Here is a 22,057-nt window from a genome sequence, read left to right as displayed (position 1 = left end):
GGCTCAGTCCGTCGGTGCCCCGCCCCGACCGCTTCACTGCCGGTGGCTGAGCAGCGCACCACCCCCGCAGCCCAGGTGGCTGAGCCCGTCGAAGCCACCGGACCCCGCCCCCACCCCCGCAACACAGGTGGCTGAGCCCGTCGAAGCCACCGGGCCGTTGCCCAGCGGCCCGCGCCGTCACGCCACGACGAGCTGCGCGGCGAGCAGCAGCGCCGCCAGCATCGTCAGCTGGAACACCGCCCGCCCCGGCGATCGCACGAACACCATGACCACCGCGGCGACCGCGACCGCCGCCACCGCCACGAAGAAGACGAGGCCCAGGGCCGTGGCATCCGTGCCCCGAAGCACCGCGATCGCGCCGGCGAGGATCCCGCACGCGGCCAGGACCACCGAGGCGCGCGCTCCGAGACGGTGCGGGAGTCCCCGCACCCCGGTGCGGCGGTCGTCGTCGAGGTCGCGCACGACGTTGGTGAGGTGGACGGCTGCTCCGAGCGCCGCCCCGGCGACGGACGCCCAGGGCGCCGCGAGCGCCGGAGGGACGGTTGACAGCGTCGCGAACGAGGGGAAGAGCCCGAAGCTCAACACGAAGGGCGCGATCGAGAACGGCGTCGACTTCAGCCCGGCGTTGTAGGCCCAGGCCGAGCCGAGCGCGATGGCGTGCGCCGCGACGAGCCCCGGGCCCAGCGGCACCGAGAGCCCCACGGCGAGGATCGCGGATGCCACGGCCACCGCGAGCGCACGCTCCGGGGTGACCGCTCCCCCGGCGATGGGCTTGTCGGTGCGGCCGACGGCCGCGTCACGCGCCCCGTCGATCGCGTCGTTGGAGAGCCCCACCGAGACCTGACCCGCGAAGACGGCCACCACGAGCAGCGCGAGGCGCGCGGGCTCGACGCCCGCCGCGATCCCGAGCGCGAGGGAGAGGACGGTGACCACGAGCGTGGGACCGGGATGGGTCGCGCCCCAGAGGGCCCGCACGAGGTGCGGCTTCGCCGCGGCATCCGTCATTCGTCGACGCTATCGTGCGGCGAGGGCGGTCGGCGCGGCGTGCCGTCGTGCGGAGTTTTCACCCGGCGCGCCGTGCCGTCGCGCGGAGTCGGGGCGCGGCGCGCCGGTCCCGAGCCCGCGGCGCCGGCGTGTCGCCGCCGAGGTCCGCGCGACGGTACACGTCCTGCCACTTTCGTCATCCACGAGGTCTCCCGGCCAACCGTGCCGTCACGCGGAGACCTCGCCCGACACGCCGATCCCGAGACCGCTCCCCCGGCGTGCCGCTCACGAACTCCGCCCGACGGCACGCGTCCCAGCACAGCCGCGACACGGCCACAGGCCTCCCCGGCCACCCGTCCCCGCGTACCGTCGTGCGGAGCCCCTCCCCGACACGCCGCCACCCCACACCCCCACCCGGCGTGTCGCCGACGAACTCCGCCCGACGGCACACGTCCCGGCACGACCGCGACGGGGGAACGACGGAACCCGGATGCCATGGCATCCGGGTTCCGAAACGGAGACGACGCGACCCTCAGGCGGTCTCGAAGCCCTCTCGCTGCGTGTTCTCGTCGGCGACACGGACGCCCCAGCGGTACGCGAGCTTGCCGCCGAGCCAGCCGGAGACGCCGAGACCGAGAGAAGCCACGGCGCTCAGAGCGAAGGCGACGACCGGCACGCGGCCGAGGTCGAGGAGACGCACGAGCAGACCGAGCGAGAACAGCACCATCGCCGTGACGTTGAGCACCAGGTGCGCGAGCGCGGTCCGGCGAGCGGGGGTCCCGGACGGGATGCGCGACATGTCCAGCAGCCCGAGCACCGAGGCGAACGCGGCCCCGCCGAGACCGATTCCGATGAGCCAGCGCGAGCCCGTCGCGAAAGCCCGAGGGTCGTCGGCGGCGAGCCCGAGCAGATCGAACACCAGGCTCGACGACCACGCCCCGATCGGGATCGTCACCGCGACCGGATGGAACGGATGGCCGTACGGCCCCGCGACGATCGCCCGGGGAACCTTGGCCGCGCGCATCGCGGGGAAGCTCGCTCCGCTCCGCGGTGCCGAGACCGTCGAGGGCCCCGGCACCGCGGCATCCGCCCCGCTCATTCCTTGTGCAGCGCGTCCTGCGCGCGACCGGCGAGCTTCTCGACCGTGTTCGGCAGCTCGGTCGTGCCGTAGAACCGGGCGTCGGGGTGCGTGGGCGGGGGCATCGGCACGCCCGCGGGCGGCTCCGGCAGGTAGGTGAACTCGCCCTTGCCGTCGGGGGTCGGGCCCGAGGCCCAGGTACCGTCTCCGGCCTGCTTCCCGTCGCTGAAATTGATGTACTGGTACGACACGTCGCGATCCTCCTTGTCGAGGGGGAAGTTGCTCGGCACCGGGAGCTTCTCGAGCCCCTCGGCCTGCAGTTCGGCGGCGGCCGCTGCCCACTGGTTCTGGTGCATGGTGTCGCGTGCGAGCAGGAACGCGAGCAGGTCCTTCACGCCGTGGTCGTCGGTCTGGTGGTAGAGCCGCGCGACCTGCACGCGCCCCTGCATCTCGGCGTTCGCGTTCGCCGTGAAGTCGGCGAGGAGGTTGCCGCTCGCGGTGACGAAGCTGCCCTGCCACGGGTTGCCCATCGAGTCGACCGGGCGCGCGCCGGCCCCCGCGACGATCCCGTGCTGGATGTCGGTGCCGCCGATGACCGCGGCGACGGTCGGGTCGTTCTGCACGGCCTCCTCGGTGATGCCGAGCGGGGCCTTCTCGAGCAGCTGGGCGATCATGATCGCGAGCATCTCGACGTGGCCCATCTCTTCGGCGCCGATCCCGAACACGAGATCCCGGTACTTGCCGGGCATGTGCATGTTCCAGGCCTGGAACTGGTACTGCATCGCGACCGAGATCTCGCCGTACTGCCCGCCCAGCACCTCCTGGAGCTTGCGGGCGTAGACCGCGTCGGGCTTCTCGGGGGTCGCGGAATGCTGGAGCTCTTGCCGGTGGAAGTACATCGTCTCTCCTCACCGCGCCGTGGGGGGATGCTCGGTCGGTCGACCGGGGTGGCGCGTTGGGGGCTACGAAACGGGTCGCTCGACGGGTTCGGCACGGGGGTTGTCGTCGGCCACGGAGTGCGTGACAATCGCGCACCCGGGGTCTTGGCACTCTCATCCCGAGAGTGCTAATCTGGTCGCAGTTGAGCGAACACGACTCAACTTCAACGGACAGATCGAAAAGGAGTATCGACATGGCCACCTACGACCCCTTCCGCGACCTCGACCGCCTCGCGTCGACCCTTCTCGACGCTCGCCGCGGCGGCGGACCGCGACGGATGCCGATGGACCTCTACCGCGATGGTGACCACTACGTCCTCGCCGCCGACCTCCCGGGCGTCGACCCGGGATCGGTCGACATCGACGTCGACGGTCAGCTGCTCACGATCCGCGCCGAACGCACGCTCTCCTCGGGCGAAGGCGTGAAGTGGATCACCCGCGAGCGCGAGACGGCCTCGTTCGTGCGGCAGCTCAACCTCGGCCAGGGCATCGACACCGACAACATCAGCGCGTCGTACCGCAACGGCGTGCTCAGCGTCACGATCCCGGTCAGCGAGAAGGCGAAGCCGCGCCGCATCGCCGTCTCGACCGACGACCACGACGGCGTCATCGAAGCGCACGAGAGCACCCCGCAGCTCATCGAGCAGTGAGTCGCACCACGAGGGGGCCGGCCTTCCGGGGCCGGCCCCCTCGCCGTCTGCGCGCGGTGCATGGGCGCAACCGTGAAGGTGGGCGACGGGCGCGCCCCGCCGTGCGCGCGGGGCAAACGCCGCGTGCGCGGAGGGCACGGCCGGTCGTGCCCGCGCTCGGTGTCAAGGCCCTCGGCGCAGCGCGCTGACCGCCGCAGAGTGCCGAGGTGTCTGTCACCATCCCCTCCCCCCTGAGCCCCCCGGACGATCGCGCCGTCGCGCCCACCCTGCCCTTCCGTCCGCGCGGCCCGGTCAGCGCCGCCGTGCTCGACCACCTCGTCCACGGTGCCGTCACCGCCCACACGGCTCTCGCCGACGCCGCGGTCGCGGCATCCGTCGACATCGAACGCGACGAGGATCTGCAGCTGGCCCTGTTCGCGCTGTACGCGTCGTCGTACGGATCCATCCCCGCCTTCCGCGCCGACCTGGAGTGGAACCCGAGCCTCATCGCCACGCGCCGCGTGATCGAGACGGCTTTCGATCTCTCGCTGCGGCGAAGCGTCGAGGTTCCCGCGCTTCCGGCGGCGACAGCGGATGCCGTGGCCCGCGCGCTCTTCACGATGACCGGCGCCGACACCGGCCCGAGCCTGTCGCGCCACCTTGCTCGGAAGGCGACCCTCGACCAGGCGCGCGAGTTCCTCGTCCAGCGCACGATCTACACGCTCCGGGAAGCGGACCCGCACTCGTGGGCGATCCCGCGGTTGACCGGGCGCCCGAAGGCGGCGCTCGTCGAGATCCAGTCCGACGAGTACGGCGGCGGCCGCCCGGACCGCGTGCACGCGACCCTCTTCGCCCGCGCGGTCCGCGCCGCAGGCCTGGATGCCGAGTACGGAGCGTACATCGACGAGGTGCCAGCCGTGACCCTCGCATCGCACAACGCCATGTCGATGTTCGGCCTCAATCGGCGCCTGCTGGGCGCGATCGTCGGGCATCTCGCCGCGTTCGAGATGACCTCGTCCATCCCCAACCGTCTCTACGCCGAGGGGCTACGTCGGCTCGGGTTCGACGACGACGTCTGCGAGTACTTCGACGAGCACGTCGAAGCGGATGCGGTGCACGAACAGATCGCCGGACACGACCTGGCCGGCGCCCTCGCCGAAGACCGCCCCGACCTGCTCGCCGACATCCTGTTCGGCGCGGCGGTGTGCCTCGAGGTCGATGCGCGGGTGGGCCGGCACATGCTCGACGCCTGGTCGCGGGGCGAATCGTCGTTGCGTGAAGAGGATGCACGATGAGCGACGACCCCGTCACCATCACCGCCTACCCCGACGGTCCGCTCCTCGTCCGCGGGGACGCCGAGATCCGCACGAGCGAGGGCGAGCCCGTCGCCCGAACCCGGCGCACGGTGGCGCTCTGCCGCTGCGGCCTGTCGACGATCAAGCCCTACTGCGACGGCACCCACAAGGCATCCGGGTTCCGCACCGACGACTGAGCCGTGCGCGTCGACGCCGAGTACGTGCTGCCGCTGCGGTGGCACGACGACCACGACCTCGACGAGCTGACCGCCTATCTGCGCGACCTCTCGCGGTGGATCGACGTGACCGTGGTGGACGGTTCCGCGCCGGCGCTCTTCCGCGCGCACGCCCACGCGTGGGGAGGGCACGTGCGCCACGTGCAGCCCGCCGTCGAGGGCGGGGCGAACGGCAAGGTCCGCGGCGTGCTGAGCGGGCTCGCGGTCGCTCGTCACGAGCGCGTCGTCCTCGCCGACGACGACGTGCGCCACACGCCCGACACCCTCGCGGCCCTCGTGACGGAGCTTCAGGATGCCGACCTGGTCAAGCCGCAGAACGTCTTCTTCCCGCGCCCCTGGCACGCCCACTGGGACACGGCGCGGTCGCTCGTGAACCGCGCCCTCGGAGCCGATTACCCCGGGACGTATGGGCTCCGCCGGTCAGCCCTGCCTCGCGGATACGACGCAGACGCCCTGTTCGAGAACTGCGAGATGGAGCGCACCGTGCGCGCAGGCGGAGGGCGAGTACGCGCGCGGCGCGACCTTTTCGTGCCCCGACGACCTCCGTCCGCGCGCCGGTTCTGGTCGCAGCGCGTCCGCCAGGCGTACGACAGTCATGCCCAGCCGGTGCGGCTCATGGCCGAGCTGGCGATCATCCCCGTCGTGTGGCGCCTGCGTCGGCGGCGCGGCATCCTGGCCTTCCTCACCCTCGCGGTGATCGGGCTCGGGGAACTCGGTCGCCGTCGCGCGGGCGGTGGGGCCGTCTACCCACGGTCCGCGGCGCTGTGGGTGCCGGTCTGGGCCATCGAGCGCGGCCTCTGCAGCTGGGCGGCCGTCGGACTCCGGCTCCGCGGCGGCGTGCCGTACGCCGGCGCACGTCTGCGGCTGGCGGCGACACCGTTGCGGACGCTGCGCCTGCGGGTTACGGACGACGCCGTCCGCTCTCGCGGCGGACGAGACTCCTGAGAAGTGTGGCGCAGGGGTGGAGATCCGCGACCTGCTGCCCGCTGGACCACAGAAACTCAGGAGTTTCGCCCCGCGCCGCCCCGCCGCAGGAGCCGGGGGCGACGCGAAGCGGTCAGAGGTCTTCGGGAGCGAGGTCGCCCTGGCCTTCCTCACCGAGCTCGACGATGCCGGGGTCCTCCCCCTGCGAGTCGGTCCCGGTCGACTCCGGGTGGATGTCCTCGAGCGGGATGTCGCTGTCGTCCGCGGGGATCTCGGCCGGGTCGGCACCGGTGGCCGTCGCGGGGTTGATGTCCTCGGGGTCGACACCGGCATCGACGGCCGTCGTGGCATCCCACTCCGCCTGCGCGGGGTCGAGCGCGGGATCGGGCTCGATGGAAGTGTCGCCGTCGCGCAACGGCTGGGCACCCGAGAGACCGCCGTCGGGGTCGGTGACGGGAACGTCGGGGGTGGACGGGTCGATCGAGGCGTCGCTCATGAGAGGTCCTTTCGTTTGAACCCCTTCATCCCATCGCGGGCGACGCGCACCGCCCCGCCCCTTGACAGCGCCACGGGCAGGACGAGGACTACGGGGAAAACTACCTAGGCCGGCCCACCCGACGACGCGAAAGTGCGGGGACTCGTACGCAAAGCGGCCGTCCTTCGGCGCGCGCCGGGCCGCGTGGAGCTCGCGAGCGGCTTCGATGACACGGACACAGCAGCGGGATGGCCCGCGGAGAGGGATACGTGGGCAAGTTCATCTACGAGGGCGGCGTTCGCAACGACTTCGAGGATCGCCTCCTGGCGCACCTCCAGGTCGTGATCGGAAACAAGCTGCGCCGGGGCGAGCCGTTCTACTTCGTGTGGAAGGACGACATCAGCACGGGCGGCGGACGTACCGCTGTGTGGCTTCACCCCCGAGCGAACCTCGTGTTCAAGTTCAACGGCGGACGTCCGCCGGCGGTGAACCGCGCGTGGCTCGAAGCGCTGATGTCGACGGCGAACTCCCCCACCGGTCTGTACGTCGTGCCGGAACCCGCGGACGACAGCCTCCCCGCCGCCACCTTCGCGTAAGCGCGTCACCCACCACGGCTGTCAAGGCGCTGGCGCGGGTCCACGACATGACGTTGCGTGAGGGCATGACGAATCCCCGCATAGTCGTGGTCGGCGGCGGCAACGCCGGACTGTCGGTCGCCGGGCGCCTGCACCGCGCCGGTCTGGCCGACATCACGGTCATCGAACCGCGGACGCTCCACGTCTTCGCTCCCCTGCAGTCGCACATCGCCGGCGGGGCTGCCCGCGCCTCGGAGGCCGCGCGGCCCCAGGCCGACGTCATCCCTCCGGGGGTGCGGTGGCTGCGCGACGAGGTCTTCACGGTGGATGCCGACACCCGGCGAGTCCACCTCGTCTCGGGCGGGCGAGTCGATTACGACCAGCTCGTGGTCTGCGCCGGGATGCGCATGGCGTGGGAACAGGTCCCCGGCCTGCCCGAGGCGATGGCCGCCGACTCCGGCATCTCGAACTACGACTACGCGCTGGCCGCGAAGGCCTCCGCGGTCCTGCGCGATCTCCGGTCGGGGACCGTGGTGTTCACGCAACCGCCCGAGCCGGCCTCGTGCGGCGCGGCCGCGCAGAAGCCCATGTACCTCGCGTGCGACTGGTGGCGCGCGATCGGCGTCCGCGACGACATCCGCGTCGTCTTCGTGTGTCCCGACCCCGTGCCCTTCGGCATCCCGGCGATCGATCGCGAGCTGCGGCGCAAACTCGACGAGTACGGCATCGAGGTGCGCTACAGCCGTGACCTTCGATCCGTGGATGCCGAGACCCGCACGCTCACGATCGGCCGCGGCGACGCGGAGGAGACGCTGGAGTACGACGTGCTGCACGCCGTGCCTCCTCAGCGGGCGCCCGAGTGGATCGCGGGCAGTGGACTCGCGGCATCCGATGATCCGCACGGGTTCGTCGACGTCGATCCCGAGACGCTGCAGCACGTGCGGCACCCGGAGATCTGGGCCGTCGGCGACGCGGCGGCGGTCGCCACCCGGCGCTCGGGCGGCGCGATTCGTCAGCAGGCCAAGGCGCTCGTGAAGAACCTGCGCGCCGTTCTGGAGGGACGCGCGCCCAACCAGAAGTACAACGGGTACAGCGTGGTGCCGTTCACGGTGTCGCGCGGCACGGTCGTGTTCGCGGAGTTCGACCGGTGGGGCCGGCTGCAGCCGACGATCCCGTTCTGGCGCTCGCTGTACCGGGAGCGTTACCTGTCCTGGATCGCCGACCGCCGGGTGCTGCCCTGGGTGTACTGGCACCTGATCCTGCGGGGGCGTGCCTGACACGGGGCTCCCGGCGGTTCCGCCCCACGCTCCGGGGCGTTCGCACGAGCGACCGCGGAGCGACGACCCGACGTCCGCGCGACCCGCCCGCTCGCGACACCCGGCGCGCCGACCCGGCACCCGGCGCCGACCCGGCATCCGGGGCGCCCACCCGGCATCCGGGGCGCCGACCCGGCATCCGGGGCGCCCACATCCGCGCATAAACGCGATCCGCGACCATAAACGCGCTCTCCTCGCGTTTCTGTGCGCGGATCGCGTTTATGCGCCCTCGCCGCCGCGACCGCGCGCCGCCATCGCTGCGGCCCCCGCTCGCCGTCGCCACAGCACCCGCGCGTATAGGTCATCCGCGCCGATCCCTCAACCCCGGGGGCATGTCGGCCACGACGGCCGAAGACTGGAACAGCCCCGGAAACCACACGAAAGAGGACACCATGGCCCAGGTCATCGAAACCATCGACGTCAACGTTCCCGTCCGCGTCGCGTACAACCAGTGGACGCAGTTCGAGGATTTCCCGCACTTCATGAGCTTCGTGGAGTCCATCACGCAGAAGAGCGACACCCTCACGCACTGGAAGGTGAAGATCGCCGGGGCCGAGCGCGAGTTCGACGCCGAGATCACCGAACAGCACCCCGACGAGCGGGTCGCGTGGAACAGCATCGGCGGAGACGAAAACCACGCCGGCGTCGTGACATTCCACCGCCTGTCGGACGACGAGACGCGTGTCACGGTTCAGATCGACTGGGCGCCAACGGGCGTGCTCGAGAAGCTCGGCGCGGTCTTCGGCGCCGACGACCACTCGGTGAAGAAGGACCTCGAGAACTTCAAGGAGTACATCGAGTCGCGCGGTGCCGAGTCCGGCGCCTGGCGCGGCGACGTCAGCTGACGCGTCCCCTGAACGACAAGCCGGGCCCGCCTTCACGAGCGGGCCCGGCTTTCGTCATGCGCGGGTCACCACTGCGGGTGGATCTCGGCTCGCAGTCGGCGGTCGTACACGTCGCGGACGAGAGCGTCGAACGCGTCGAGGTCGAAGCCGCCCTCGAGCAGCTCGGCGGCCTGGGCGTTCGCCGTGGCCTGAGACACCGAGCGTGCGCCCGGGATCACCGACGTGACACCCTCGCGCGACGCGATCCACGCGAGCGTCGCCGCGGGCAGCGACACTCCTTCGGGGAGGGATGCCTTGAGCTCGTCGGCCGCGGCCACGCCCTCGTCGAACGGGACACCCGAGAACGTCTCGCCCTTGTCGAACGCCTCACCGTTGCGGTTGTACGAGCGGTGGTCGTTCTCGGCGAAGGTCGTGGACCGCGAATACTTGCCCGACAGCAGCCCGCTCGCGAGCGGCACGCGCGCGAACACGGCGACGTTCTTCTCGGCCGCGAGCGGAAGCACCTCGTCGAGGGGCTTGAGGCGGAACGGGTTTGAAGATGATCTGCAGGTTGGTGAGGTTCGGGCGGGTCAGGGCCGACAACGCCTGGTCCATCGTCTCGACCGAGGCGCCGTACGCCGCGATCACCCCTTCGGACACGAGCTGGTCGAGGGCCTCCCACGTGGCGTCGTCGTCGATCACGGCCGAGGGCGGGCAGTGCAGCTGCACCAGGTCGAGCGTCTCGGTGTCGAGCAGGCGGCGCGAACGGTCGAGCCAGCCGCGGAAGTGCTCCATCACGTAGTTCTCGGGCACCTGGTCTTCGCGGCGGCCCATCTTGGTGGCGACGGTGATGTCATCGGCATCCCGACTCTTCATGAATGCCCCGATGATCTGCTCGGACCGGCCGTCGCCGTAGACGTCGGCGGTGTCGAACAACAAGACGCCGGCCTCGGCCGAGGCCGCCAGCACGGCCCGCGCATCGTCTTCGCTGACGTCTCCCCAGTCGGCACCGAGTTGCCAGGTGCCGAGACCGATCGCCGAGACCTCGCGGCCGGTGCGGGAGAGGGGGCGCTGCTGCATGGGATGTCCTTTCGACGCTGTTCTCGAGCCTAGCCAGCGCTTCCGACATCGGGGCGGTCGGATGCCGGGATCCCGGCGTTCGAGTCACGTCAACCCCGCCGCCGATGTCGGACCCCGCGCCTAACGTGGCCGCACGCCCCACGGAAGGACCGTCCATGAACACTCCCACCCCCGAGAATCTCCCCGGCGCCGATCACGGCGACACCGTCGCCGACTCCGACGGTCTCGCCGCCGACGTCCCCGCGGGCGGCGCGGGAGCCGACAGCGGCGCTGTCGCCGCGACCGAGATCGACACCGACGACGATGCGCGCGTGCAGAACGTGTCGAGCCAGAACGACCTGCCCGGGGTCGGAACGCGCGCGGCCGACGGCGGCATGGAGCGCGGCACCGACGACGCCCGGGGTGACAGCGGTTCGACCTCGCGCCACCATGAGGACACGACGGCCGAGGAGCCCGTGAACGGCACGGATCCGGAGCCGCACGTCGACGGCGACGATCCGATCGCGAAGTATCAGCCCGGCGTGGGCCGCGACTCCGCTGCCTCGAGCCGCATCGCCCAGAACCTCCCGGATCCCGACGACGCCTGACCGGCGGGGTCCGAGGCGGGCTCCGAGGCGGGCGTGGTCACCCGTCGGATGGCCGGAGCCCCGTCCGCCGCGCGCGCCACCCGAGCAGCACGTCAAGCACCACGAAGGCGGCGAGCGGGTAGCCGACCAGCGGAAGCACCAGTCCGATGAGCACGGCGCCGACGAGAACAGCCCCGACGCCCCACCAGGGAGCCCCACGAAGAGCGCCCCGCGCGGGAGCGGCGGCGAATCCCCGCGTGGGCCGACGCTTCCACCACATCGCGTAGCCGAGCACCACGAGAGCGGCGATCCCGACCGCCAGAGCGAACAGAGCGATCTGATTCGCCAGACCGAACATCGTGCCCATGTGCAGGTCGATCCCCCAGCGCGACAGCTTCGCGAGCAGCGGGAAGTCCGTGAAGTCGACGCGGTCGACGACCTGCATGGTCGTGCCGTCGATCGCCACGGCATCCACCTCGGTGGGGAAGCTCCGGTGGATCTCCTGCACGACCCACGCGGTGCCCGGGGCGCTCGGTGGGCGGATCTCGACGTCGCCGCTGTTGACGTTGACGCCCTTCGCAGTCGCGAGCACCGCGTCGAACGTCGCCGGATTCGCCGCCGTCGGCGCAGTGGGCATGGCGCCCAGGTGCTCCGCGTGGTCCCCGCCGGCGTCGGCGGCACCGTGCAGCGAGGTGTCGAGAGCGGGCGTTCCCCCGCCGATCGCCGCGCGCAGGTCCGTCACGTTCGCGCCCGCGAAGGTCGACCACGTGATCCCGGTGGCCGAGAGGAATATCGCCCCGAGGACGACCCAGATCCCGACCGCCGAGTGCCAGCCCGACAGGCGACGGTACCCGCGGTGCGACCGGTTGGGGCGGAGCAGATCGCGGCGCCCGCGGCGGCTGCGTACGAAGCGCCCGATCCACAGTCCGAGTCCCGCGAGCGCGACGATTCCGAGCCAGGATGCCGCGAGCTCGCTGTACCAGCGGCCCGGGGCGCCGAGGTGGAGCGAGCGGTGCAGATCGCTGATCCAGTGACGCACCGGGAGCGCGCCGCTCGTGCCGTAGACGGGGAGATCGCCGCGGATCTCGGCCGTGGCGGGGTCGACGAAGATCGCTCGCGTGGTGCTCTCGGGCAGCGTCTCATCGGTGAACATCACGCGTGTGGTGGCGCCGGGCTCGGGCGCGGGTCGCACGGCGACGGGCGAGGCACCGGAACCGACGTAGGCTTCGGCGGCCTCGATCTGGTCGGCCAACGGCATCCCAACCAGGGTCGAGGTCGCGGTGAGCTCGTGGGAGTACACCATCTTCTCGATCGTGGGTGTGAGGGCGTACAGCCCGCCGCTCACCGCCGCGACGAGGATGAACGGCCCCACGAGGATCCCCGCGAAGAAGTGCACCCTCCGCAGCAACGCCGTGAACCATCCCTTGCGGACGGCACCGGATGCCGCGCCTCCGGCACCGCGACCATGTTGAGTGTCCAGAACACTCGGACTCGCGTCCCCGGCACTCCGGGTTTCTTGGACACTCGATGGGGCTGGAGACGGGGAGGGGGAGGCGCCTGACACGGGTGCGCCGCCCGAGGCGGAAAGACCACCGGGTCGGTGAGGCGTCATCGCGAGACCCCCTCTCCGAATGGATGGGACAACAACTGGTCGTGGGCGGATGCCGGGACGACCGACGTCAGAACGACGACGACGGCCACGGCGCATCCAACCGCGACGGCGCGGAGGCGGATCATGGGGTTCTCTCTTTCGGCGATGCCGAGCGCGCCGCGACGGCGCGGGTTCAGCGCACAGCGCTGCCCACGCGCACGGGCGACCGTACGGCACGACGGACACGGGCGTCCCTGAGGACGCGAATCCCCGCCGTGCGCGTGCACGACGGGCCGGTCGCGGCGGGTGCCGAGCGCTGAGGAGCGTCAGACACCGGATGCCGACGACCGAACGCCCCGCGACGGATCACGCGGGGCGGGCGTCAGTGTGCGCCGAGGGGCGGGCCGCGTCGCCGAGAGCTCGCGGCCAGCAGGACCGAGACGGATCGCACGTCGGCGACGATCTCGGCGAGGACGCGACGCGCCGGAACCGGCCCGGGCGCGACGGTGAGGATGTGCACCCGCGCGCGCAGCCAGCCGGCCAGGCGGACGGCGAGTTCGCGCAGGTGCGCGACGGTCCGCTCGCCGCGGTGCAGGGCGGCGGTGGTCAACGCGGCGGCGACGACGTGCCAGCCCCACATCGTGGCATCCGGAGCCATCGTCATCATCACGGCATCCGCACCGAGGGCGGGCACCGCGTCTGTTCCTCCGTGGACGTGACCGGCGGAGGCTCCCGGACCGAAGCTGCCGAGGACGAAGAGCGTGTGGAACAGCACCTGGCTGATGCCGACCGCAAAGCCCAGACGTAAAGCCGAGAGGCGACGACCGGCGAGCACCGTGCACGCGACGAACGACAGCGCGAGAGGGACGAAGATGCCCACCGCGCCGGGCAGGGCTCCCCCGGCGGTCACGTGCGAGAGCAGAGCGATGAACGTCGCCACCGCGGCAGCCACGGCTCCGCGCACGACGCGCGTTCCTCGTTCCTGCCGTCGCATGACAGCCATTGTGTCAGGCGGGCGCGGGGCCGACCGCCGCCATCACCGCGCGAACAGCGCGATCCCGACGCCCAGGAGCATCACGACGGCGGCCACGGAGCCGTAGAGCACGAGAGCCCGCCGTCCTCCGCCTTTCCACGGCCGGTCCTTCATCGGCAGCACCGGAGGAGCCCCGGATGCCATGGCATCGGTGCCGTCCGCCTCCTCGACGGCCTCGCGGACGGCCGCCACGACGCCCAGCGCCCGCCGCCACACGCGCGGGTCCCCCACGGCGAGTTGCCGCGGACTGTAGAGAAACAGCCAGCCCTCGACGATCTCGAGGTCGAACGGCAGCTCGGCGTCGTCGAGGAGCTCGAGGATGTCAGGACGCAGGATGCCACGGGCCCAGTCCACCGCCCGAGTATCGACGTGAACCTCGGTACCGTTCCCGAGCGTGAGCGTCACCGCGGCGGTCGGCGTCGACGGCAGGAGCCGGATCGCCCGCGCGCTCGCCGTCTCGACGAGGAGGGCCGGCGCGGGGCGCGACAGACGGACGGCGGCGTATCCCCACGCCGAGCTCATGACGTTGAGCTCGATCGCGTACTGGAACGCGGAGTTGGCGATCTCGATCTCGGGGTCGCCCGGGAACCGCACGATCCGGCCCGCACCCTGCATCTGACGCGGACGGCCGGCGGCGTCGCGGAAGACCACACCCGGCAACGGTTGGTCGAGGACGAGGGGCCAGAACTGCGCGCCGTTCGCCTCGGCGAACAGACGCACGGCCTCCGTTTCCTCGCGGTCGCCGTATCCGTCGCGCAGCTGCAGGAGGGGGGCCACGTCGAGCGGTTTCGCCATGCCTTTCATTCTGTCGACAGCGGGCGCGGGCGGTGCGCCCCCTAGGCTGAGTCCGACCCAGGAGGATGCCGTGCCCCGACCCCGTGTCGTCATCGCCGGAGCGAGTGGTTTCGTCGGCCGAGCTCTGGCATCCGCGTTCCGTGACGAGGGATACGACCTCGACACGATCGGCCGGACGGGCACCGCGACCTGGGGAGACCAACCGGCCATCGATCGCCTCGTCGACGGCGCGGACGTGCTCATCAACCTCGCGGGCAAGATCGTGTCGTGCCGGTACACCGACGCGGCACGCGACGAGATCCTGCGTTCACGGGTCGAGACGACGAGGGCGTTGCACCGCGCGGTGCGCACGGCAGCCCGTCCGCCCCGCGTGTGGTTCAACGCGTCCACCGCCACGATCTACCGCCACGAGACGGAGCGGGGGAACGACGAACGCGACGGGGTCATCGGCGACGGATTCTCGGTCGACGTGGCGACCTCGTGGGAGCAGACGTTCTTCGACGGCGACCTCCCCGCGACCCGCCGCATCGCGCTGCGCATGGCGATCGTCCTCGGTGACGGACCGGCGACACGCATGCTGTTCGCGCTCGGGCGCCTCGGACTCGGCGGAGCGCAGATCGACAGCTGGTGGTTCCCGCACCGCCGCTACCGAGGGATCGGCGCGCATCCGACCGGGCCGGTCTGGTCGAACTGGCACCGGACGTCGGGCCGCCAGCGCTTCAGCTGGATCCACATCGACGACGTGGTGGCATCCGTCCGGTTCCTCCGCGATCGCGACGATCTCGAGGGACCGGTCAACCTGGCGGCGCCCGGCGTCAGCGACAACCGCACGCTCATGCGCGAGATCCGGCGCGTCGCGGGGCGGAGGATCGGCCTCAGCGCCTACCGGTGGATGCTCGACCCCGCGATGGCGGTGCTGCGCAACGAACCCGAGCTGGTGCTGAAGAGCCGGTGGGCCGTGCCGCGCGTCCTCACCGAGGCCGGCTTCCGCTTCCGGCATCCGGAGCTGGGTCCGGCTCTGGATGCCGTGGCCTCGGTGCATCGCCCGCGCGCACGCGACCTCTTCTCGGCGTGACGGACGGCGCGTGACGAAGCGCCCGCCCGAGCAGATCGGGCGGGCGGACGAGTCGGTCAGGCGTTTCGACGGATGAAGCGCATGAGGGCCGCGATCACACCCACGATGAGGATGATGATCCCGATCCACAGGAGGAACTTCACGGCCTCGACGAAGACGCCGAGGAACAGCAGGACGAGTCCGACGATGATGAGGATGATGGCGAGAGCTGGCATGTCTCCACTCTGTCCCGCCGACCCCCTCGGGCGACCGCCCTTGACACGAGGCCGATAGGCCGTCGTGTCAAGGCCGGGCGGCCTCGCGGAGTCGGGTCTACGGTCGAGAGCATCACGACGGCGGGAGACCCAACGATGAGCGAACGCGACACCACAGGCCGTGGAACCGGACCCGACGAAGGCGAGTACACCGACGTGCAACTCCCCGGCCGCGAGCGCGACCACGGCAGTTCCGATCTGCCCGGCGAGTACGTCGATCGGGAGAATGCGGACGGTACCGAATCGCGGCCACGAGCCGACGAAGCCGGCGCCTACACCGATGTCGAGCTTCCGTCGGGGAAAGAGGACCGCGAGGACCTCGAGAACCCCGGCGAGTACACCGACCGCGACCGCTGAACGGTTCAGCGATCGAGGACGACCTGTGGATCCACGCGGTGGGCTGCGCGGTACGCCTGGGCGAAGCGTCCCGGAGCGGTGAAGCCCCAACGGGCCGCGACCTGGGCGACCGTGGTGACCGCGGCGTCGGCCGCGACGAGATCGGCGTGGGCGGCGCTGATTCGCGCCGCGGCGAGGTACGCCTCGGGGGTCGGCGCCAGCTGGCCATTCGCCGCGAAGGCGCGCCGCAGCCCCTCGGTCGAAGCGCCCACCGCGGCGGCGGCGTCATCGATCGTGATGGGCAGCGAAGCGTGATCGTCCAGCCATGCGGTCGCCGAGGCGTAGATCGCCGCCTGCTCGATCGCCGACGCGCGGCGCTCACGCGGATCGCCCACGAGGGCGAACGTCTCAAGCGTGGCGGCGGCGAGCGAGCGGTAGACCTGGGCCCGCACGAGCGGTTCCGACATGACCGGCCCCTGGGTCAGCGACCAGCGCAGTGTGGCGAGCCAGTACTCGCGCATCCGGCGCGAGACGGGTGCCGTCCCCTCGAACCGGACGGTGAGCGTCTCATCGCCGTAGATCATGCGCGCCGTCTCGGTGAGCCGGCCAGCATCGAAGGCGGCGAGCTGCAACCGCGTCGATTCGGGGCGGCCGATCAGCTCTTGACCGGGTTGGACGATCCCCGGTTCGACGCTGTACTCCCCGGCATCCGATCCGATGCTCCAGACGTATCCGGGCGTGGAGGTCGCCACGAAGAACCGGTCGGCCTCGTAGATGACTTCGGCACGACAGTCCCAGTCGAGGTGGCGCAACGAGAACGCCCCGTCCCCGATCGCGTGCTCGGCGAACGACGCGTCGTCGGCCTGGACATCGACGTGTCCGTACTGCGCCTGCAGCCACGCCAGCGTGTCCGCGACGTCGTCGGTGCGGACGCGGGTATCGAAGAAGTCGTTCATTGGTGGCCACAGCCATCGTAGTTAACCCCGTGACCCCGGACCGTTGTCATCTCCGCCCTTTTTGTTCACCTCTCCCCCGGAAAGCGATCATGACCGCCAGCCCCCGTATCCGCCCCATCACCCCCGACGACGCCGGAGAGGTGCTCACAATCCAGCGCGCGGCGTTCGCGAGCGAGGCGCTCATCTACGGCGACCCCGACATGCCGCCGCTGACCCAGACGTTGGAGGAACTCCGCGCTGAGCTCGTCGAGAACCTCGGCTGCGTCGCGGTGTCCGATCACCGCATCGTCGGTGCCGTGCGCGCGCGGCGGGACGGCGATCTGCTGCTGATCGGGCGTCTCGCGATCGCACCGGACCAGCAGGGCGAGGGACTCGGGACGCTCTTGCTCGGCGCCGTCGAAGAACGCGGGCGCGAAGCCGGAGCGATCGAGGCAGAGCTCTTCACGGGCGGCCTCAGCGAGGCGAACCAGCGCCTGTACGAGCGCGAGGGGTATCACCGCACCGAGGAGACGGCCGACGGCGAGATCTTCTACCGGAAGCGGCTCATCTGACCGGGGCCGGCCAGGTCCCTGAGCTCGTCGAAGGGACCGGAGGCTTCGACAGGCTCAGCCACCTCCCCGCCACAGGTCCCTGAGCTCGTCGAAGGGACCGGAGGCTTCGACAAGCTCAACCACCTCCCCACCACAGGTCCCTGAGCTCGTCGAAGGGACCGGAGGCTTCGACAGGCTCAGCCACCTCCCCACCACAGGTCCCTGAGCTCGTCGAAGGGACCGGAGGCTTCGACAAGCTCAACCACCTCCCCACCACAGGTCCCTGAGCTCGTCGAAGGGACCGGAGGCTTCGACAAGCTCAACCACCTCCCCACCACAGGTCCCTGAGCTCGTCGAAGGGACCGGGACACGCGGAAGGGCCGCCGCCCGCACCCGGACGACGGCCCCTCTTGGCGAAATGCTTACGGCGTCGGCATGCCGCCGTTGACGTTCAGCGTCTCGCCGATCACGTAGCTCGACTCCGCCGAGGCGAGGTACACGTACGCGGGCGCGAGCTCGGCCGGCTGGCCCATGCGTCCGAGCGGCGTCTCCTCACCGAACTCGTCGACTTTCTCGTTCGGCTGGCCGTCGGTGACCTGCAGCGGCGTCCAGATCGGTCCCGGGGCCACCGCGTTCACGCGGATGCCCTTCGGGGCGAGCTGCTGGCCGAGCGCTTTCGTGAAGGTGTTGATCGTGGACTTCGTCGAGGCGTAGTCGACGAGGATCGGCGCCGGCGAGTACGCCTGGATCGACGTGGTGTTGATGATCGTCGAACCGGGCTTCAGGTGCGGCACCGCCTCTTTGCAGATCCAGAACATCGCGTACACGTTGGTCTTGAAGGTGTCGTCGAACTGCTCATCCGAGAGGGTCGTGACGTCTTCGTTGAAGATCTGCTTGCCGCCGTTGTTGACGACGATGTCGAGACCGCCGAGCCCCTCGACCGCTTCCTTCACGAGCGTGCGGGCGTACTCCCGCTCGCGCAGGTCGCCGGGGATCTGCACGACGGTCGCTCCGGCCTCGCGCAGGATGTCGGCGATGCGGTCGGCATCCACCTGCTCCTCGGGCAGGTACGACATCGCCACCGAAGCGCCCTCGCGGGCGAAGGCGATCGCGGTGGCCGCGCCGATGCCCGAGTCGGCACCGGTGATGAGGGCCTTCCGACCCTTCAGGCGATCGCTGCCGACGTAGGTGTCCTCGCCGAGAGCGGCCTTCGGGGTCAGCTCGGCATCGAGCCCGGGCTCGGGCTGATCCTGCGCCTGCGGCTCGATGTCGGCGTAGAGCTTCGTGGGGTCGGTGAAGGTGTACTGCGTGCTCATGACACGTCCTTTCGGTGGGGGATGGATGCCGGGTGTCACGTACCCGGCCGGTTCAACGGCCGCCGAGTTCCTCGGCATCCACGACATCGCGGATGACGAGAGCGGCATTGATGAGGGCGAGGTGGCTCAGGGCCTGCGGGAGGTTGCCCCAGAACGCCCCGTCGGACTCGGCGATCATCTCGGAGTAGACGCCGACGTCGTTCGCCTGCGCGACGAGGGCGTCCATCGCCTCGATCGCCTCGTCGTGCCGGCCGACACAGGCGAGAGCGGTGGCCCGCCAGAAGGCACAGGCGACGAACGTCTGCTCCTCCTGGTCCATGCCCGTATAGCGGTAGACGAGGTGATTCTCGGTGCCGAGGCGTTCGGTGAGGGCGTCCAGGGTCTTCGACATCCGCTCGCCGCGGTCGAAACCCGTGGGAGCGTGCAAGAGGACCGAGGCGTCGAGGTCTTCGGTCCCGGGCGCCATCGTGTACGCCTCGAGCTTCTCCGACCAGCAGTGCTCCTCGACCCAGGTGTGGATGCGGTCGCGCTCGGCGCGCCAGCGGTCGCCGTTGTCGGGGATGTGCCCGCCCTGGGCGAGCCATTGCGCGTCGTCGAGGGCTTTCCAGCACCCCATCTTCGACGAGGTGTAATGGCGCAGCTCCGGGAGCTCCCACATGCCCGAGTCCTCGCGCCGCCAGAGATCGCACGTGCGGTCGGCGACGTCGGCGAGGAGGCGGCCGGTCTGGATGTCGAGGCGGTTGCCGGCCTCGACGTAGGTGCGGCACAGGGCGATGAGGTCGCCGTACACGCCGAGCTGCAATTGGCCCTGTGCGGGGTTCCCGGTCACGACGGGCTGATTGCCGTTCCAGCCCGGGACCTCGTGCTTCTCGAGCCCGATCTCGGCGTCCCCGTCCAGGGTGTACATGACCTGCACCTCGGGACCGTTCTTGCGGATCGTGCGCAGCAACCACGAGATCGCCGCGTGCGTCTCCTCGCGGAGGCCGAAACCCACCCACGCGTGCGCGGTGTAGGCCAGGTCGCGGACCCAGGCGTAGCGGTAATCCCAGTTCTTCCCGCCCCGCGGGTTCTCCGGGAGCGACGTCGTCGCCGCGGCCGCGATCGCCCCGGTCGGGCTGAACAGCAGGAGTTTCAGCGCGAGGGCACTGCGCTGCACGTCCTCGGCCCACGGCCCGTCGTACGCGAACTCGTCGGACCACATCGTCCACCCGTCCACGGTGCGGTCAATGCCCCGATCGACGTTCTGCGCGTCCGGGATCCGCAGCGGCTCCCCCTCGGTCGCCGCGACGACGAGGAGATGGCGCGACCCCTTCGACGTCGTGAACCCGCCCTCGATGCTCTCGTTCCCGGCATCCGGTTCACCTCGCATGCCATGCTCGTGGCCGACCACGGCGAGCGACACGTGGCCGACGCGCATCACGGTGAAGCCGTCGATCCGCTCGGTCCAGGGCGCGGCCGAGCGCAGCATGGTGCCGGGCTGCACGCACCAGGCGAACTCGACCTCGCCCTTCACGCCTTCCACACGGCGGGCGAGCTCGGCCCAGGGCAGACGGCCCGCGATGCCGGTCACCATGGCGTCCGTCAGTGTCGCGACGCCGCTCTCGGTCGTGAACGTGGTTTCGAGCACGTTGGTGCGCGGGATGTAGCGGCGGGTCACCTCGTACTCCCCCACGGGAGCGAGTTCGATGCACCCGCCGGCCGACTCGTCCACGAGCCGCGCGAAGACCGGGCGCGAGTGGATGTTCGGCAGCGGCAGCCAGTCGATCGATCCGTCACGGCCGATCAGCGCGACCGTTCGCCCGTCGCCGATCGCGGCGTAGTCGCGGAGCGGCCGGGAAGGTGGAGGCGGGGTCGAGGGCACGTCCCCACGCTAAGAACGCTCCTGTCTCGATACGGCGGGGTTGTCGATCTGGCGGGGAGCGGCTACGGGAGCGTCGTATCGACGGCGACGGCGAGATCCTCGACAGCGGCACATGCGCGGTCGCGGTGCCCTCGACCACGAGCGCGACGATCCGAAACGTCCGCTTCCGATTACCGCGACACTCGGCGAGGCACAACCCCCGCCCTCCGCTCGGTCGGCACCTCTAACGTCGCTGACACCGCGAGTGAAAGGAACGTGCATGTCCACGACCACCAAGGACACCCCGACCAAGAACCGCCGCCGCCCCGCGCGCGGTGGCAGCGGCCCCGAAACGACCGACGAGCAGAACGCCGAGAAGGGCTTCCAGGCGTCGGAGAAACTCACCGACAGCCTCCAGGCCGTGCTGGTCGATCTGATCGAGCTCTCGATCCAGGGCAAGCAGGCCCACTGGAACGTCGTCGGCAAGAACTTCCGCGACACTCACCTGCAGCTCGACGAGATCATCGACGCGGCCCGCGAGTTCAGCGACGAGGTCGCCGAGCGTATGCGTGCCCTGCACGCGCTGCCCGACGGCCGCAGCGACACGATCGCCGAGACGACGACCCTGCCCGAGTTCCCGCAGGGAGAGGTCGACACGTCCGAGGTCATCGACCTCATCACCGAACGCCTCGATGCGACCGTCGGCACGGTCCGCGAGGTCCACGACGACGTCGACGACGAAGACCCCACCAGCGCCGACATCCTGCACGGGGTCCTCGAGCGTCTCGAGCAGCTCTCGTGGATGGTCAGCGCAGAGAACCGCGTCGCCCGCAAGTCGTAAACACGCACGAAGACACCGGATGCCGGGGCCTCAGTGCCTCGGCATCCGTCGGTCCATACGGGTTCCGCCGGCTTCGACAGGCTCAGGCATCTCGGCCGAGCGGGGTCGATACCAGAGCCGCTCGAACAGTCAGCCCCGAGCGATCATGAACGGAGGGTGGGGACCCTCCAGCCGCGCGAGAGCGAGTTTGACCTCGCCGAGAGAGTGCCCGACCGCGGAGAAACGCTCATCAGTGCGAGCCTCCAGGCGTGCGAGACCGAGCTTGACCTCTACCAGCGAGTCCCCGACCGTGGCGAAGCGTTCATCCGTGTGAGCCTCAAGCCGTTCGAAGCGCGCGTCCATCCGATCGAAACGCTCGTCCACGCGAGCAAAACGGGCGTCGGTGCGCTGCTCCACCCGGGTCAGCATCCATTTCGTGCCTCCGAGAATGGCCGCCGAGCCCGACAGAACGAGACCTATCGCGGTCGAGATGAGCGGAAGAGTCTCCACGAGCGGCTCCTTCTTTCTTTCACCGGGATGGCACGACTCTAGGCGACCGATGCTTCGGCCGGGCCCGGGAGGGCGCCATCC

General features: G+C 70.7%; 24 protein-coding genes and 1 pseudogene. 12 read left to right on the top strand and 13 right to left on the bottom strand.

All coding sequences use genetic code 11. The features are described 5' to 3' along the window. Window positions 1-177: 177 nt before the first annotated feature. The 3 genes from QE388_RS11385 to QE388_RS11375 all read right to left on the bottom strand — a co-directional run bounded on the left by QE388_RS11385 (window position 178) and on the right by QE388_RS11375 (window position 2,961). On the bottom strand, window positions 178-1,005 hold the full coding sequence (locus QE388_RS11385; protein WP_275800596.1) for a UbiA family prenyltransferase: 828 nt from the start codon (window positions 1,003-1,005) through the stop codon (window positions 178-180). A 511-nt stretch (window positions 1,006-1,516) separates the two neighbouring features. Further along, window positions 1,517-2,083, bottom strand: coding sequence for a DUF2231 domain-containing protein (locus tag QE388_RS11380; protein WP_307385401.1), 567 nt, complete (start codon window positions 2,081-2,083; stop codon window positions 1,517-1,519). Continuing rightward, window positions 2,080-2,961: a manganese catalase family protein gene (locus QE388_RS11375; protein WP_307385399.1), complete on the bottom strand. Its 882-nt coding sequence runs from the start codon at window positions 2,959-2,961 to the stop codon at window positions 2,080-2,082. The genes QE388_RS11380 and QE388_RS11375 overlap by 4 nt, the downstream gene beginning before the upstream one ends. Before the next feature lie 233 nt (window positions 2,962-3,194). Here QE388_RS11375 and QE388_RS11370 point away from each other — a divergent pair, with 233 nt between their 5' ends. The 4 genes from QE388_RS11370 to QE388_RS11355 all read left to right on the top strand — a co-directional run bounded on the left by QE388_RS11370 (window position 3,195) and on the right by QE388_RS11355 (window position 6,105). Further along, window positions 3,195-3,650, top strand: a complete 456-nt coding sequence (locus QE388_RS11370) for an Hsp20/alpha crystallin family protein (protein ID WP_058615312.1) — start codon at window positions 3,195-3,197, stop codon at window positions 3,648-3,650. Between the two features lie 206 nt (window positions 3,651-3,856). Continuing rightward, a complete protein-coding gene (locus QE388_RS11365; RefSeq protein WP_373426621.1) occupies window positions 3,857-4,924 on the top strand; it encodes an iron-containing redox enzyme family protein in 1,068 nt (355 codons plus the stop codon). Further along, window positions 4,921-5,121 carry a CDGSH iron-sulfur domain-containing protein gene (locus QE388_RS11360; RefSeq protein ID WP_307385398.1) on the top strand — a complete coding sequence of 67 codons (201 nt, stop codon included), beginning with the start codon at window positions 4,921-4,923 and terminating at the stop codon, window positions 5,119-5,121. The genes QE388_RS11365 and QE388_RS11360 overlap by 4 nt, the downstream gene beginning before the upstream one ends. Before the next feature lie 3 nt (window positions 5,122-5,124). After that, window positions 5,125-6,105 (top strand): glycosyltransferase family 2 protein, encoded by a 981-nt coding sequence (locus QE388_RS11355; protein ID WP_307385397.1) that lies wholly within the window; start codon window positions 5,125-5,127, stop codon window positions 6,103-6,105. A gap of 112 nt (window positions 6,106-6,217) precedes the next feature. On the opposite strand, the gene QE388_RS11350 is transcribed toward QE388_RS11355, so the two are convergent. Continuing rightward, the gene (locus QE388_RS11350; protein ID WP_058597067.1) at window positions 6,218-6,580 is read right to left on the bottom strand and encodes a hypothetical protein; all 363 of its coding nucleotides are present in this window, start codon (window positions 6,578-6,580) and stop codon (window positions 6,218-6,220) included. Window positions 6,581-6,828: 248 nt separating this feature from the next. On the opposite strand from QE388_RS11350, the gene QE388_RS11345 reads away from it, so the two are divergent. The 3 genes from QE388_RS11345 to QE388_RS11335 all read left to right on the top strand — a co-directional run bounded on the left by QE388_RS11345 (window position 6,829) and on the right by QE388_RS11335 (window position 9,295). Then, entirely contained in the window at window positions 6,829-7,155 is a 327-nt protein-coding gene (locus tag QE388_RS11345) for an ATP-dependent DNA ligase (RefSeq protein WP_275796008.1), read from the top strand. A gap of 65 nt (window positions 7,156-7,220) precedes the next feature. Beyond that, window positions 7,221-8,411 carry an NAD(P)/FAD-dependent oxidoreductase gene (locus QE388_RS11340; protein ID WP_307385395.1) on the top strand — a complete coding sequence of 397 codons (1,191 nt, stop codon included), beginning with the start codon at window positions 7,221-7,223 and terminating at the stop codon, window positions 8,409-8,411. 431 nt (window positions 8,412-8,842) lie between these two features. Beyond that, a complete protein-coding gene (locus tag QE388_RS11335) occupies window positions 8,843-9,295 on the top strand; it encodes an SRPBCC family protein (RefSeq protein ID WP_275801430.1) in 453 nt (150 codons plus the stop codon). 65 nt (window positions 9,296-9,360) lie between these two features. Here QE388_RS11335 and QE388_RS11330 read toward each other — a convergent pair. Next, window positions 9,361-10,354, bottom strand: a pseudogene (locus QE388_RS11330) (aldo/keto reductase). A 155-nt stretch (window positions 10,355-10,509) separates the two neighbouring features. On the opposite strand from QE388_RS11330, the gene QE388_RS11325 reads away from it, so the two are divergent. Continuing rightward, complete coding sequence (locus QE388_RS11325) at window positions 10,510-10,941, top strand: hypothetical protein (protein WP_307385393.1); 432 nt, start codon at window positions 10,510-10,512, stop codon at window positions 10,939-10,941. 37 nt (window positions 10,942-10,978) lie between these two features. On the opposite strand, the gene QE388_RS11320 is transcribed toward QE388_RS11325, so the two are convergent. The 3 genes from QE388_RS11320 to QE388_RS11310 form a co-directional block, all read right to left on the bottom strand. After that, window positions 10,979-12,532, bottom strand: coding sequence for a PepSY-associated TM helix domain-containing protein (locus QE388_RS11320; RefSeq protein ID WP_373426620.1), 1,554 nt, complete (start codon window positions 12,530-12,532; stop codon window positions 10,979-10,981). A gap of 361 nt (window positions 12,533-12,893) precedes the next feature. Then, on the bottom strand, window positions 12,894-13,505 hold the full coding sequence (locus QE388_RS11315; RefSeq protein ID WP_307385389.1) for a hypothetical protein: 612 nt from the start codon (window positions 13,503-13,505) through the stop codon (window positions 12,894-12,896). A gap of 42 nt (window positions 13,506-13,547) precedes the next feature. Beyond that, a complete protein-coding gene (locus tag QE388_RS11310) occupies window positions 13,548-14,339 on the bottom strand; it encodes a hypothetical protein (protein WP_307385387.1) in 792 nt (263 codons plus the stop codon). Window positions 14,340-14,409: 70 nt separating this feature from the next. Between QE388_RS11310 and QE388_RS11305 the strand changes: the two genes are divergently transcribed. Continuing rightward, entirely contained in the window at window positions 14,410-15,414 is a 1,005-nt protein-coding gene (locus QE388_RS11305) for an epimerase (protein WP_275801429.1), read from the top strand. A gap of 56 nt (window positions 15,415-15,470) precedes the next feature. Here the strand turns inward: QE388_RS11305 and QE388_RS11300 are convergent, their stop codons facing one another. After that, entirely contained in the window at window positions 15,471-15,629 is a 159-nt protein-coding gene (locus QE388_RS11300; RefSeq protein WP_193751287.1) for a hypothetical protein, read from the bottom strand. 135 nt (window positions 15,630-15,764) lie between these two features. Here QE388_RS11300 and QE388_RS11295 point away from each other — a divergent pair, with 135 nt between their 5' ends. Continuing rightward, window positions 15,765-16,025 carry a hypothetical protein gene (locus QE388_RS11295; protein WP_307385384.1) on the top strand — a complete coding sequence of 87 codons (261 nt, stop codon included), beginning with the start codon at window positions 15,765-15,767 and terminating at the stop codon, window positions 16,023-16,025. A gap of 5 nt (window positions 16,026-16,030) precedes the next feature. On the opposite strand, the gene QE388_RS11290 is transcribed toward QE388_RS11295, so the two are convergent. Next, window positions 16,031-16,960, bottom strand: a complete 930-nt coding sequence (locus QE388_RS11290) for a helix-turn-helix domain-containing protein (RefSeq protein WP_307385383.1) — start codon at window positions 16,958-16,960, stop codon at window positions 16,031-16,033. 89 nt (window positions 16,961-17,049) lie between these two features. Here QE388_RS11290 and QE388_RS11285 point away from each other — a divergent pair, with 89 nt between their 5' ends. Continuing rightward, window positions 17,050-17,511, top strand: coding sequence for a GNAT family N-acetyltransferase (locus tag QE388_RS11285; protein WP_307385380.1), 462 nt, complete (start codon window positions 17,050-17,052; stop codon window positions 17,509-17,511). A 401-nt stretch (window positions 17,512-17,912) separates the two neighbouring features. Here the strand turns inward: QE388_RS11285 and QE388_RS11280 are convergent, their stop codons facing one another. Together QE388_RS11280 and QE388_RS11275 are read right to left on the bottom strand one after the other, a co-directional pair. Beyond that, entirely contained in the window at window positions 17,913-18,806 is an 894-nt protein-coding gene (locus QE388_RS11280; protein ID WP_307385379.1) for an SDR family oxidoreductase, read from the bottom strand. 52 nt (window positions 18,807-18,858) lie between these two features. Further along, a complete protein-coding gene (locus QE388_RS11275; protein ID WP_307385378.1) occupies window positions 18,859-20,667 on the bottom strand; it encodes a glycoside hydrolase family 15 protein in 1,809 nt (602 codons plus the stop codon). A 259-nt stretch (window positions 20,668-20,926) separates the two neighbouring features. Between QE388_RS11275 and QE388_RS11270 the strand changes: the two genes are divergently transcribed. Continuing rightward, a complete protein-coding gene (locus QE388_RS11270; RefSeq protein ID WP_058594985.1) occupies window positions 20,927-21,487 on the top strand; it encodes a Dps family protein in 561 nt (186 codons plus the stop codon). Between the two features lie 129 nt (window positions 21,488-21,616). On the opposite strand, the gene QE388_RS11265 is transcribed toward QE388_RS11270, so the two are convergent. Further along, window positions 21,617-21,976, bottom strand: a complete 360-nt coding sequence (locus QE388_RS11265; protein WP_307385376.1) for a hypothetical protein — start codon at window positions 21,974-21,976, stop codon at window positions 21,617-21,619. Window positions 21,977-22,057 lie beyond the last annotated feature (81 nt).

Origin of the sequence: Microbacterium sp. SORGH_AS_0969 (genome assembly GCF_030818255.1) — a bacterium.
Lineage (GTDB): Bacteria > Actinomycetota > Actinomycetes > Actinomycetales > Microbacteriaceae > Microbacterium.
This window is presented reverse-complemented; position numbering and strand designations above follow the sequence as displayed.